This window comes from Shewanella sp. AC91-MNA-CIBAN-0169, from assembly GCF_040310165.1.
In the GTDB taxonomy this organism is placed as follows: Bacteria; Pseudomonadota; Gammaproteobacteria; order Enterobacterales; family Shewanellaceae; genus Shewanella.
The window spans coordinates 384,715-397,519 of sequence record NZ_JBEOPM010000001.1 but is presented as its reverse complement, the minus strand read 5'-3'; the positions used below and the strand labels follow the sequence as shown (position 1 = coordinate 397,519).

At 41.7% G+C, this 12,805-nt stretch carries 12 protein-coding genes; 6 read left to right on the top strand and 6 right to left on the bottom strand.

From position 1 onward, the window contains the following. Positions 1–217: 217 nt before the first annotated feature. Positions 218–1,174: a LysR family transcriptional regulator gene (locus tag AAEY98_RS01675; protein ID WP_351014692.1), complete on the bottom strand. Its 957-nt coding sequence runs from the start codon at positions 1,172–1,174 to the stop codon at positions 218–220. A 64-nt stretch (positions 1,175–1,238) separates the two neighbouring features. Continuing rightward, the gene (locus AAEY98_RS01670; protein ID WP_351014690.1) at positions 1,239–1,952 is read right to left on the bottom strand and encodes a 16S rRNA pseudouridine(516) synthase; all 714 of its coding nucleotides are present in this window, start codon (positions 1,950–1,952) and stop codon (positions 1,239–1,241) included. An 81-nt stretch (positions 1,953–2,033) separates the two neighbouring features. Here AAEY98_RS01670 and glnD point away from each other — a divergent pair, with 81 nt between their 5' ends. Continuing rightward, entirely contained in the window at positions 2,034–4,682 is a 2,649-nt protein-coding gene (glnD, locus tag AAEY98_RS01665; protein ID WP_101085833.1) for a [protein-PII] uridylyltransferase, read from the top strand. A 146-nt stretch (positions 4,683–4,828) separates the two neighbouring features. Further along, positions 4,829–5,329, top strand: a complete 501-nt coding sequence (locus AAEY98_RS01660; RefSeq protein WP_162022491.1) for a YcxB family protein — start codon at positions 4,829–4,831, stop codon at positions 5,327–5,329. Positions 5,330–5,420: 91 nt separating this feature from the next. Here the strand turns inward: AAEY98_RS01660 and AAEY98_RS01655 are convergent, their stop codons facing one another. Next, on the bottom strand, positions 5,421–6,014 hold the full coding sequence (locus AAEY98_RS01655) for a uracil-DNA glycosylase family protein (RefSeq protein ID WP_502959630.1): 594 nt from the start codon (positions 6,012–6,014) through the stop codon (positions 5,421–5,423). A 114-nt stretch (positions 6,015–6,128) separates the two neighbouring features. On the opposite strand from AAEY98_RS01655, the gene AAEY98_RS01650 reads away from it, so the two are divergent. Next, positions 6,129–6,383, top strand: a complete 255-nt coding sequence (locus AAEY98_RS01650) for a hypothetical protein (protein ID WP_182745074.1) — start codon at positions 6,129–6,131, stop codon at positions 6,381–6,383. A gap of 158 nt (positions 6,384–6,541) precedes the next feature. Here AAEY98_RS01650 and AAEY98_RS01645 read toward each other — a convergent pair whose 3' ends face one another. After that, a complete protein-coding gene (locus AAEY98_RS01645; RefSeq protein ID WP_101085836.1) occupies positions 6,542–6,925 on the bottom strand; it encodes an MAPEG family protein in 384 nt (127 codons plus the stop codon). A gap of 394 nt (positions 6,926–7,319) precedes the next feature. Here AAEY98_RS01645 and bufA2 point away from each other — a divergent pair, with 394 nt between their 5' ends. The 3 genes from bufA2 (at position 7,320) to AAEY98_RS01630 (ending at position 9,653) form a co-directional block, all read left to right on the top strand. Next, positions 7,320–7,778 (top strand): BufA2 family periplasmic bufferin-type metallophore, encoded by a 459-nt coding sequence (gene bufA2 / locus AAEY98_RS01640; RefSeq protein WP_101085837.1) that lies wholly within the window; start codon positions 7,320–7,322, stop codon positions 7,776–7,778. A 124-nt stretch (positions 7,779–7,902) separates the two neighbouring features. Beyond that, positions 7,903–8,841 carry an MNIO family bufferin maturase gene (gene bufB, locus AAEY98_RS01635; RefSeq protein WP_101085838.1) on the top strand — a complete coding sequence of 313 codons (939 nt, stop codon included), beginning with the start codon at positions 7,903–7,905 and terminating at the stop codon, positions 8,839–8,841. Positions 8,842–8,843: 2 nt separating this feature from the next. Further along, entirely contained in the window at positions 8,844–9,653 is an 810-nt protein-coding gene (locus AAEY98_RS01630; RefSeq protein WP_351014686.1) for an HvfC/BufC family peptide modification chaperone, read from the top strand. 250 nt (positions 9,654–9,903) lie between these two features. On the opposite strand, the gene AAEY98_RS01625 is transcribed toward AAEY98_RS01630, so the two are convergent. Both AAEY98_RS01625 and AAEY98_RS01620 read right to left on the bottom strand, forming a co-directional pair. Further along, the gene (locus tag AAEY98_RS01625; protein ID WP_351014780.1) at positions 9,904–11,259 is read right to left on the bottom strand and encodes a sensor histidine kinase; all 1,356 of its coding nucleotides are present in this window, start codon (positions 11,257–11,259) and stop codon (positions 9,904–9,906) included. Positions 11,260–11,261: 2 nt separating this feature from the next. Then, entirely contained in the window at positions 11,262–12,665 is a 1,404-nt protein-coding gene (locus AAEY98_RS01620) for a sigma-54-dependent transcriptional regulator (RefSeq protein ID WP_351014684.1), read from the bottom strand. Positions 12,666–12,805 lie beyond the last annotated feature (140 nt).

Here is a 12,805-nt window from a genome sequence, read left to right as displayed (position 1 = left end):
TCGATAGTTTTAGTTTTAGGTATACACAAAAATGAAACCGTCAGTTTCAGATTAAGTAACCCTAAAGAGGTATTAAATGTGTTTCGATAATGTAAAAAATAGTGGGTGACAAATAAATAACAATAAAATCAGTGTGCTTGGTGAGGTTGTGGCAATAAAAAAGATTCAGACCACAACATTAAGTGTTCTGAATCTCATCAAAAAATGTTACCAATCTTCACACTAGTAATGACTTAATGATATTGATTATCACTTCCTTAACATTTGACGAATAACGGCGGTAGTGTTCTGCTCGCTCAATTAAACAATAACTTGGCATAGCCATCACGCTATTGAGCTTATTAAATTCATCATGTGGAAGTTTTTCTACTCGTAATTGAGGAATTTGTTGCGCAAACGAACCTTCATTACAAATCGTAATGGCTAAGCTGTCCATGGTCAGTATGTGCCAATACCAATCTTCGAGTTTTCTTGCGCACTCAATATCTTCTAGTAGCAAACCATGGGTTTGACAATATAACTCTAAAGGATCAATACGATTGTTAAAGCCTTTACAGCGTAAATACACCACAGGGTGTTGAATAATATCTTCTAACTTGATGTTCTCAACACTACCCCAAAATGAATGGTTAATATTACCTACAACGCATAAAGACGTCACATTGGCAATAGGATAAGCCTCTAAACCATGAGCATCTTGAGTTTCAAAGCCAATACCAAAATCGAGTTCGCCATTGTAAATCTGCTCTTCCGTGTCAGCTTGCCAACTGTGAAGTTTAACTTTGCCGATAACATCACGCGGAAGCTTACTTAACGCAATGGCTACACTGGTAATAATGCTCGGCGATACTGCAATATGTAAAATCGGTGTTTGATGGTGATTTAAGCGGTCGTCTGCCACTCGCTCAATTTGGCTCACCATGTCACACAATTGGCATACAGGCTGGTACAAACGTTCAGCTAATGGGGTCGGTTTTAGCCCTTGTTGGCGACGAAAAAATAATTCGTCATTAAAAATAGCCCTTAATGATGTTAAACATCGACTAATTTTTGGCGCGGATACAGCAAGCTCTTTGGCTGCAAAATTAGCAAAGCCGGTTTCGTAAATGAGCTTAAACACTAACAAACTAAATACATCTAATTCGCTGACTTTTTTCAGTGCTTGAATATCCACATATCACCTAATCTGCTGTAATGAGGCGATTAAATTAACATGTATCCAAATAAAAAAAATTGATCTAGTGCTGAAAAATGCTATCAACTTCAGCTTTTGTTAATGAACGAAATTCACCCAACGCTAACTGGCTATCAAGCACGATTTCACCAATAGATTCACGATGTAGCGCCACCACCGGATTTCTAAAACGACCAAACATTCGCTTAATTTGATGGTACTTACCTTCACGCAACACCACCCGAGCTTGATGACTCGATAATACCGTGAGTTGTGCCGGCAATGTGGTGATGTCTTCAAATTCAAAATACATCCCTTTGGCGAATGCCTCTACATACCCTTGCTCTAGCGGATTAGCTAAGGTTACCAGATACTGTTTGTCGACTTTATGCTGCGGCGACATTAATGCTTCGGACCATTTAGCGTTGTTGGTTAATAATAATAACCCGGTAGAATGTAAATCTAATCTACCGGCAATATGTAACATATCAGTGTTGACGCCAGTTATTAATCCTAATGCCGTAGCGTGTTTATCATCAATGGTTGCACTTACTACCCCATCAGGTTTATTAAGCATATAGTACTGTTTTTGATATTGACGCAGCACCACACCATTACATTCAATATGAGTAAACTCATCAATTTGTAAGTCTGGTGACTTAGCAAACTGGCCATCGACAAGCACTTTATTGGTGACTAACAATAGCCGAACCGCTTTTTTGGGGATTTGTAACGTACCAGCAATAAATTGGTCCAGTCGACCTCGTTTAGACACCATAAAACTTCACCAATATAGAATGATACCAATTTGTTTAAGAATACCTTATTCTGTTAAAAGGCAAAAACATTAAGGAGTAACATGCTTTCGCAACCTGCTAGTACAGATTTGCGCCCAGATATGACCAGCGCTGAATTAAAACAGGCGATTAAGTCACTGGATCAATATTTACAAGATAACATTTTTCAAAGTGCAATTAATGACACCTTGAATAAGCGATCACATTTTTTCGATGCGCTATTATGCCAACTTTGGCAACCCTTCGAATTAGATCCCGCGCGTATCTCGCTCAATGCAGTTGGGGGTTACGGCCGGCAAACCTTACATCCTTTCTCTGATATCGACATCTGCGTTATTCACGATGGTCCATTAACGCCTACGGAAGCTGCTTCTGTAAGCCAATTTCTGACTCAACTTTGGGATCTTAATCTCGATTTAGGTCACGCTGTACGCAGTTTAACTGACACATTCCAAGCGTGTAAGGATGACGTAACCATTGCAACCAGTTTACTGGAAATTCGTCATTTATTCGGTAATAGTCAGCACCAACAGCAAGTGTTGAATGCACTGTACGGCCAGGATTTATGGCAAAGCCAAGCGTTTTTTAATGCCAAACTCAGCGAACAACAAGAACGCCATGCGAAAGCGCAAGGCACCTCATACAGTATTGAACCCAATCTTAAAACCAGCCCAGGTGGTATGCGTGATATTCAAACCCTTACCTGGGTTGCTCGCAAACATTTCGGCGTTGCCAATATGCAATCACTACGTCGCTTTGGTTTTTTAACTAATGACGAATATGCTGAATTAATGGAGTGCCAACACTTTTTATTTAGAGTGCGCTTTGCCTTACATCAAGCAGCCCAACGTTCTGAAAATCGTTTATTACTGCAATACCAAGCTGAAGTGGCTAAATTAATGGGTTTTGGTGATGGTATGCCCATCGGTGAAAGCGGCAATATTGCTATTGAAAAAATGATGCGTCAATTATTTCGCGCCATGAAGCGCATCAGCGAGTTAAACAAAATTTTAATGGCGTATTTCCAACGAGAAATTATTCCAGAGCTCAATCCACAAATAATCGCGATTAACGATAATTTTGAAATAGTTGATAAGTACATTCACGTTCGCGACGAAACCGTATTTATCGATCGCACCCAAATTATGGCGTTATTTGAGTTTATCGCGATTCATCACGACAAAATAATCGGTATTACCGCAGAAACCTTACGATCTTTACGCCAAGTAAGACGTCGTTTAATGGGTGATTTACAAGATTTCCAGCGTTGTCGAGAGCAATTTAAAGCGATATTTGTTCACCCTCAAGGCATGGGACTCGCCATAACCTTGATGCATCAACATGGTATTCTAGCCTCTTATTTACCGCAATGGCGTGAAGTTGTTGGCCAGATGCAGTTTGACTTATTCCATGCCTATACAGTCGATGAGCACACCCACAAGGTGCTTAAAAATATATATCTCTACGGAAACGACATCAAGACGTTGGATAAAGATCTGGCATTAGCCGCTGATATTTATCAAAAAATGTCTAATAAGTCGACGCTGTTATTTGCTGCATTGTTTCATGATTTAGCCAAAGGCCGTGGCGGTGACCATAGTAAACTCGGTGCTGTTGATGCCAATTTATTTGCTAAGTTTCATGGCTTAAAAGTGTCACAAGAGAAACTGATTTGCTGGCTAGTAGAAAATCATTTGTTAATGTCTATTACTTCACAACGCATGGATATTTATGATCCTGATGTCGTGAATGCTTTTGCCAAAAAAGTAGGTACCTTAACCCGTTTAGATGCCCTGTACTGCCTGACCATTGCCGACATTCAGGCAACCAATGATGATCTGTGGAATGACTGGAAAGCGTCACTATTAAAAGATTTGTATTTTGTTACTCGTAAAGCACTGCGCAATGGTTTTGAAAATATTCTGCAACTGCGTACTTTGGTACGGGAACACAAGCAAGAAGCACTGAATTTATTAGCCACAGATGACGATAGCAGTGACGATATCAAAAAATTATGGCGTCGTTTACCTATCGCCTTTTTCAGTAATGCCGAAGCGGATGATATCGCCAGATACACCCAAGCGATGATTAACCACGATCTTACGCCTGTAACAGACAATCAATACAACACGCTAATTTTACTCGACGATGTCGTGGTAAAAGGTTGCAGTGACGTGTTTGTTTACACCAAAGACAGACACGGATTGTTTGTAAAATTATTCAATACATTAGCGACATTACGTATTTCGGTGAAACAGGCACAAATAGCCCGAACTAAAGACGGTTATGTGGTTGAGTCATTTAAAGTACTCGATTTTGATGAAAAGCCAATTACCAGTGCACAGCGTCGTGAACAAGTCATCAACAAGTTACATCAGGTGCTGGATAAAGGTATTAATTTACCGAAAAAACGCCAGTCGAGGCGACATCAGAGTTTCGATAATCAGCCTAATATCGAATTTTTGCATTCACGTAAATCGACCCGTAGCTTAGTCAATGTGTCAGCATTAGACACCAGTGAGTTTATGGAACAAATTGCCAGTGCATTCAGGGAATTGGATTTGAATATTCATTCGGCCACCATCAGTACGGTCGGCGAACGCGCAGACAATGTATTTTTATTATCCAATAAAGACGATCAGCAGTTAACCCCTGAACAACAGCAGCAATTGTCGGCAACATTAATGCAAGCTATCACCACAGACGAATAACGGCCTAATCAGTCAGTGTTGTTGATACAAATGAGCCATGTGTGAATGAATCACCATGGCGCTTTTATTTCACCACTAAGCAGGCTTTGAGCAAACTGATGACTATGCGATAATCATGCCCATCAACTGCCGTAAATTAGGTCATCATGTCACAAGCCTTTAGTTATACTGCTGAATATGTACTAGACAAGTCGTACTTTGAAGAATGCTATCTGCAATCAATTCATCCCAGCACATCACCAAAACGTTTTATTAAAACCGCCATTTTTGCACTGGTTGGTTTGGCTATTTTAATGCTCGACACACTAAGCCCAACATCAATGAGCACCAAAGAAACCTACTATTTAGGTTACTTTTTTATTGGCTTAGCCGTGGTAGAGTTTTTGAGTATTCGTTTTAATAAAACCTGGTGGTTATGGCGTCAAATGATGAGTAAAGCGGCAGGTGAGCATGTCAATCTTACAATAGATGATAATGGTATCAGTAGTCAGTCGCTGCATGTTAATCAACAGATTTTGTGGACTGATATTTATCGAATTACTGAAACCGATGCAGGCTTGTTAATTAAACTACAAAAAACCACGACTTATTTGTCTAAACGCTGCTTAGATAAAAGCGCTATCGACTTTATTAATCAAAAACAATAACGTAAAAATAACTGAGTACTAGTTCAAGACAGTATTTAAATATAGTAGTTCAAGACAGTAGATAAATACAGTAGATCAAAAAACACCACGTTTAGGCTAACGCATTCGCAATGCGTGGACGAATGTCGCTAAGTAACTCATCTTCAAACCATGGATTACGACTAAGCCAAATATTATTGCGCGGACTGGGGTGTGGGATTGGGATATAACGAGGCCCAAACCTGCGCCATTGCTGCACTGTTTCGGTTAATGTTTTCGGCTTATCGGTTAAATAATACTGTTGTGCATATTGCCCCACCAGCAAGACCAACTTGACGTTAACTAACTGCTGCAGCAATAAACTATGCCATTTAGGCGCGCATTCTGGCCGAGGAGGTAAGTCGCCAGATTTTCCTTTACCAGAACTGGCATAACTGCCCGGATAACAAAAGCCCATCGGCATAATAGCAATCTGTTTGGCATCGTAAAAAACGTCTCTCGTTACCCCTAACCACAGACGCAATCGGTCGCCACTGGCGTCATCAAATGGAATACCCGACAAATGTACTTTACGTCCAGGGGCCTGACCGATGATCAACACTTTTGCTTGCGGATCAATTTGCACTACTGGACGTACACCATCTACCAGGCTTGATACGCAAAGTTGACAACTTTTTACTTGAGTGAGCAACGAAACCATATTCAATACCTTACTTTTTGTATATAAAATCATAAAAAGCGCGTTAATCGCTATATCTAACGGAACTAAGCTGCAGTAGTATTTGTCAAAATAACAAAGTTCTCCCAAGAAGGAACAACCATGCAACATTCACGTCATTCACGTTTAGCCCTTACGACTTTAGCTGCTATGTTAATTAGCGGTACAGCGATGAGTTTTAGTGCTGCTGCACTTCCCCAAGCACCCGTTAACGATGTAGTTTCATTAAAAGAAGCCTGCCAGCAAATTGCACTTGAAGACCAACTGCCAGAAAGTGAAGTCGGCGCATTTTTGCTTGATTGCGTTAACGACCAATTAACCGAAATGGGCTACGAACGTGTTGCGAGTCTAGATTAAGCCAATACTAAACCCAATGCGAAGCCAATACTAAACCAATGCGAAACCAATACTAAGCCTAGACTACCCTCATGATGACGAGTATCAACTGACTCCCATAAAAAAACGCCATTAAGGCGTTTTTTTATGGGAGTCACCGTTGTTTGAGTAACATAAGCTTAAAACGCTTGGCAAAATATTCCAATCGATGCACCGATGGCAACAAACCAAGACAATGAACGTAATGTTCCAAAATTCAATAAATACAGCGCATGGTAAACCAGCCGTGCGACCACATGTACTATGGCTAAAAGCGCAACAATATCGGTGACATTATTGGTCAGTAATGCTGTTAATACTGCAATCCCAAATACGATTAGCGATTCAAATGCATTTTGATGCCCTGCTAATGCTCGCGCCCCAAAACCGGTTAATTGAGCTTGCTGGGCTCTTGGATGGTCATTGTCATATCGGCCTAATTTAGCCATTGCCATCGCTAATGGAACTTTTGCCGCATACGGCAACAGCATGGCAATCAATAAACATATCAGTATCGTCTGCATAATCTATCCTTAGTTATTAATATTCTTATTATGTGTAGCTGTGTTTTAGTTGTATTCGTTGTATTCGTTACGATTGAACGCGTTGTGTTAACCACTAGTGTAATCAGAACAAAATAACATAATCTACCGGCCTTAATAACAACCTAATTCATATAATGCTTAAGCACTCATCTGCAAAATCGTAAATTATTGTTTCACCTTATAAATCAATCACAAGTTAACACATCAACAACATTTTAGTGACTAGTCTACACTTTAACTTGAAAGATCTTTCGCAGCACCACGGTCATTACTAATACCTCCTAACAAGAATAATGGCTGTACCCAGTCAATCTTGTCATGGGTAAACATGAATAGCAGTAAACATAATAACCACAAATGCAAGGAATACATCATGAATATGAAAGCACAAAGCAGCTTAACCGGCGCAGCATTAGCACTCGCAATGGCAAGCTTATCAGGTCAGGCTATGGCCGCTGAAACAAGCACGGCACCTTTGGCAGCAGGCGAAACAGATTTAGTCCATTGTTACGGCGTTAACACCTGCAAAGGCCATAACGATTGTAAAACAGCCGACAATGCCTGTGGCGGTCAAGCAAGTTGTAAAGGCACTGGTTTTGTTGGCATGCCTTCAAAAGCCTGTGCTGATGTAGGCGGCACGCAAAAAGATGATTGGGTTGGTAAAGTCACTAAAGCCGATTTAGTACATTGTTACGGTGTTAACGTCTGTAAAGGCCATAACGATTGTAAAGGTGCTGATAACGCTTGTGGCGGTATGGCAAGTTGTAAAGGCACTGGTTTTGTTAGCACTACAGCAAAATCTTGTGCTGATATTGGCGGTAAAACAAGCTAATTAAGCTTCGTTTGATGACGCTGTCACCTACTATTGTGACAGGGTCATCAGCTTACTATCTCAATTATTAACGCAAGTTTTGCCTAAATCAAGCTAGAAAATTTGCATTAAAATAGGATTCACCATGCCAGATACGCGCATTACAGAAGACTTTCTCGGATTTGGCTTGGGCTTACGAACCGACCATTTTGAATACATTTTGCAACACCAGCCAGATATTGACTGGTTTGAAGTGCTATCTGAAAACTACTTAGTCGCTGGTGGTAAACCCCGATATTATTTAGAAGCCATTGCCGAACAATATCCTGTAGTGATGCATGGCGTATCAATGTCGATAGGCAGTACCGATCCTTTAGACATGGATTACTTAAAAGCCCTTAAAAAGCTCAGTAACGACATTCAACCTAAATGGATATCTGATCATATTTGCTGGACCTCAATTCACGGCGTCAATAGCCATGACTTACTGCCACTGCCTTATACCGAAGAAACCGTTAATCATGTCGCGCAGCGAGTTCGGCAAGTACAAGACGTACTAGGTCGTCGAATTTTACTGGAAAACGTATCGAGCTATTTGTCATACCAAGACTCGACCATGGATGAATGGGATTTTTTAAGCCAAGTAGCAGAAGCCGCAGATTGCTTAATATTACTCGACATCAATAATATTTATGTCAGCGCCCGTAATCATCATTTTAATCCACTCGATTACCTTAAAAAAATCGACCCACGCCGGGTACAACAGTTTCACTTAGCTGGCCACAGCGACTTTGGTGATTATGTCATTGATACCCACGACCATGATATTCCGCCGTCAGTGTGGACCTTATACCAAGCGGCACTAGAGCGCTTTGGCGCGGTTAGCACCATGATTGAGCGCGACGCTAATATTCCCGAGTTCCCAGCGTTATACCAAGAATTACTCGAAGCGAAAAACATTGCTCAGTTAACCTTACCCGACGACCCAGCCCTAGCACGCTCACAGTTTGGCACTCGTTCACTTGATGACGTCAGCAAATTCATCAGCGCTAATCATGCTTCATCGCAAAAAGTCAGGGCATAACAATGAGTCGTTTAGCTGAAATTCAACAACAATTTATGCAATATTTACTGTCTGATGGTTCGGATACACAACACGGACAGATTCAATCGGTGATGAAAGCAAACGTGTCTGAACAAGCGGGGATCAGCGCCGATGATCGCCTACAAATTTATGCCAACGCTTACCGAATTCGATTAAAAGAAACCATTGAAACCGACCACCAGCTGCTAGGTTTGTATTTGGGTGACGATTTATTCGATAAAATGGCAGCCGACTATACTCGTCAATATCCATCAAGTAATAAGTCATTGCGCCAGTTTTGTGATGGTTTACCGGATTTTTTACAACAAGATGCGTTTTTTAAACAGCATCCGATTATCACCGATTTAGCCCGATTCGAGCGCCGGTTACTTAATGCATTTGATGCTGCAGACTGCGCCCGTACAAGCTTTAGCGACTTACAGGCCATATCACCAGAATTGTGGCCCAATTGCTGTTTACGCTTTCATCCTAGCGTACAAATATTCACTTGTAACAGTAATGCAGTCGAAGCTTGGCAAGCCTTGAAAATAGATACCGCACCTCCCGCACCAGACTATGAGTCGCCTAGAGCGTGGTTATTATGGCGCGGAGAGTCGCGGTTAACAGAATTTGTATCATTAACGACAGAGCAACATGCGTTGTTACTCGGGTTTATTCAGGGCAACAACTTTGCCGACCAGTGTGAACAAATGTTGCAATGGCACGACGAGCAATCTGCGCCAATGATGGTACTGCAAACCATGCAAACCTGGTTTCAACGCGGCTTAATTCGAGCGGTAGTGAGTAAGTAGCTAATTTACGTTAACTCATTTCAGGACAAAGCTTGATAACTACTTTCTCGTCGTCCCGGCAGTACTTTTGAGCCGGGAAGACGATTAAATTACCCTGCGTAAGTTGACAACTTACTACCTTAATCTGGTGTGGGCGAAGCGCCACGACGTTAGTGGCCGCTGGCCATATTTGAAAAACGCTTTAAGGCTTCAACTCTCTTTTGGAAAATATTACTCAAAACTATCAGACTTTATTCATCATTAGTCAGTGTTAACCCTGCAGTGAAGGCAACCACACTTTAACGCTTAAGCCACCCTCTACGCGGTTTTGCATGCTAATTCGGCCACCATGGGCTTCAATAATTTCACGACATAATGGCAAACCTATCCCAGTACCAGATTGTTTAGTTGAGTAAAACGGTAACAATGCTTGCGACAATACCTCGCTAGACATCCCGCAACCTTGGTCATCTACTTTGATTAATAACCCGTTAATTGGATGAGTCACTTCCTCAAACGTTATCGACACAGTGTCTGCCACCGCGCCAGACTCGTGGGCGTTTTTAAGCAGATTGATAAAGACTTGTTCTAATTGCACTGCATCGAGCTTGATTGGATTAACTGGTAAAGGTGATAACAGGTTAAATGGGTATTGCTGCGCTAATTGCTGGGTCATCTTAGCCCAATCAATTAAGGCTTTTTGTGGCAGTGGCAATTTAGCAAACTGGGCATAATGAGAGATAAATTGGCTCAGGTGTGTGGTGCGATTTTCGATGGTATCAAAAATCAATTGCAGCTTACTGTTGTCTAAGTGCTGGGTTAAAAACTTACCGGAGTTGACCATAGAAGCAATGGGCGCGACCGAGTTATTAAGCTCGTGGCTAATAATTCGAATCACCTTTTTCCACACAGCCACTTCTTGGCGGTTAAGTTCTTTGGTGAGCTGTTTAAGCAAAATTAAATGGTGTTGCTGATTGTTTTGAGTGAAGCGGCCACGAGAGATATGCCAGGTTTCAACGTCGCTACTGTCAGCATCAGTATTAGAATGACTATCAACACCATCGGCCCCGCTACCGCCCATCGAAAACAGTCCTTCTTGCTCACTGCTTAACGCCGCTTTAAGCGTGTCGGGTAACATCACCACAAGATCAGGTAACAACATGCCTTCTACTTTGACGCCCTGATTAAACAAATGTCTTGCTGCGCCATTGGCGTAAATGACTCGCTGGGAATCATCGATTAATAGCATGACATTAGGTGAGTTCTGAATCACTTTATCGAGCATTAACTCGCGCTGATAAATAAACTGCCTCTCACTACGCAATTTTGCCGATGCTTGGTTATATAAGCTCACTAGCGCATCTAATTGTGGTTCGCCGTAGGGATGCAGCGACACACTAAAATCATTATCTTTAAAGTTAAGTAGACCGATTTCCAATGCTTGCAGACTTTCACTTAATCGTCTTGTTAGCCACATACTGCAAAAATAACACACCGCCAGCATCACAATAATAGCCAACCATAAGGTGTCATCACCCAATGTAAGCCACACTAAAGCGCCTGACATCGCTCCCAAAAGGCAGCTCAACATGTTACTGATCAGCAATTTAGTGCGCAGTGATAACATCATTATCTAGTCACCCTAAGGCCATATTTCTCCATACGGCGATAAAGGGCTTGCCTACTTAAGCCAAAGGATTTTGCTACTCTGGCAATGACGCCATTATATTGCGCTAAAGCGTCTTCTAGCTGTTGCTTATCGGGTTCGCAAATCGACTGAGTATCATCCATACCATGATCTTGTTGACCAAGATGATGTTCAACAACAAGCGCATGCTGGGTAGCTGCACCGCCATTAGCTATCGCCATCAAGCCAAAGTCATCAATCGTTAATTGTGGTGACTTAGCTAACAGCGCCGCCCTTTTGCAGGCGTTTTCTAATTCACGCACATTACCCGACCAACTATGATTAATTAACGCCTGCTGGGTCGACTTATCAAGGCTAAAATGAGCACCTATAAAGTGTTTCACTAAGGGTAAAATATCGTCCTGGCGTTGATTCAATGGTGATATGGCTAGCTCAATGACATTTAAGCGATAAAATAAATCTTCACGAAAACGCCCATGAGCAATGTCGTCGGCTAAATCCGCGTTGGTAGCACTAATTACCCGTACATTCACTTTGCGGGTTTGATGACTGCCTAAACGTTCAAACTCACCGGTTTGTAATACCCGTAATAACTTTACTTGGCCAGATAATGGCAAATTACCAATTTCATCTAAAAATAACGTGCCACCATCGGCAGCTTCAAAACGGCCCATACGGGTTTTATTGGCGCCCGTAAAAGCGCCCGCTTCAGCGCCAAACAATTCGGCCTCTAATAAATCCATTGGTAAAGCGCCAATGTTGACCTTAATAAACGGTTTATCTTTTAGTGGCGAATTGGCCTGTAAAATATCGGCTATTTTGTCTTTACCCGCGCCATTGGGGCCAGTGATCATCACCGACACATCGGAACGCGCAACTTGCAATGCCAAATCAACACAGCGCTGCATGGCACCACTACCAAAAATTAAGCCACATAAATCGGCGCCATTAATGGCCGACATGCGTTCACTGTCTATCCGGGTTAATTGACTATTTTGCTGAGACAGTCGATAAATTGATAATAGGTTACTAATACTATTGAGTAGCTTAGCATCATCCCACGGTTTCCCCATGTAATCAGCTGCCCCCGCTTTAACCAACTCGACAGCGGTTTCTAATTGGGTCCACGCAGTCATTAAAATAATCGGTAAATTAGGCTGTAACTGACGCAATGCGTAAAACAGTTGCTTGCCTTCTTCACCCGAGGTGGTATCACGGCTAAAGTTCATGTCTTGAATGACTAAGCTGATCTCTTTATTAGTCACAATCTCAATAGCCGCATCAGGTGAGTGACAAAAAATAGCTTGATAGCCATGCAGCTCAATCATTAGCGCAAGCGCTTGGCAAATGGCATGATTGTCATCAACAATTAAAATATTATCCATTACGATGATGTTGTTCTCATTGAGTTATATCCAAATATCTGTATTTATTAGTCACGTTTATAAGCCTAGCACGCTAGGGCAAAATTCAATACATTAGCAATGACTGTCTCGCATAGAGTCTCAAGCTGAGTACCAAGCTG

Coding starts and splice junctions, on each gene's coding strand:
- AAEY98_RS01660 (WP_162022491.1), top strand. CDS start 4,829: ATGTCACAAGCCTTTAGTTATACTGCTGAATATGTACTAGACAAGTCG.
- AAEY98_RS01645 (WP_101085836.1), bottom strand. CDS start 6,925: ATGCAGACGATACTGATATGTTTATTGATTGCCATGCTGTTGCCGTAT.
- bufB (WP_101085838.1), top strand. CDS start 7,903: ATGCCAGATACGCGCATTACAGAAGACTTTCTCGGATTTGGCTTGGGC.
- glnD (WP_101085833.1), top strand. CDS start 2,034: ATGCTTTCGCAACCTGCTAGTACAGATTTGCGCCCAGATATGACCAGC.
- AAEY98_RS01650 (WP_182745074.1), top strand. CDS start 6,129: ATGCAACATTCACGTCATTCACGTTTAGCCCTTACGACTTTAGCTGCT.
- AAEY98_RS01620 (WP_351014684.1), bottom strand. CDS start 12,665: ATGGATAATATTTTAATTGTTGATGACAATCATGCCATTTGCCAAGCG.
- AAEY98_RS01625 (WP_351014780.1), bottom strand. CDS start 11,259: ATGTTATCACTGCGCACTAAATTGCTGATCAGTAACATGTTGAGCTGC.
- bufA2 (WP_101085837.1), top strand. CDS start 7,320: ATGAATATGAAAGCACAAAGCAGCTTAACCGGCGCAGCATTAGCACTC.
- AAEY98_RS01670 (WP_351014690.1), bottom strand. CDS start 1,952: ATGGTGTCTAAACGAGGTCGACTGGACCAATTTATTGCTGGTACGTTA.
- AAEY98_RS01630 (WP_351014686.1), top strand. CDS start 8,844: ATGAGTCGTTTAGCTGAAATTCAACAACAATTTATGCAATATTTACTG.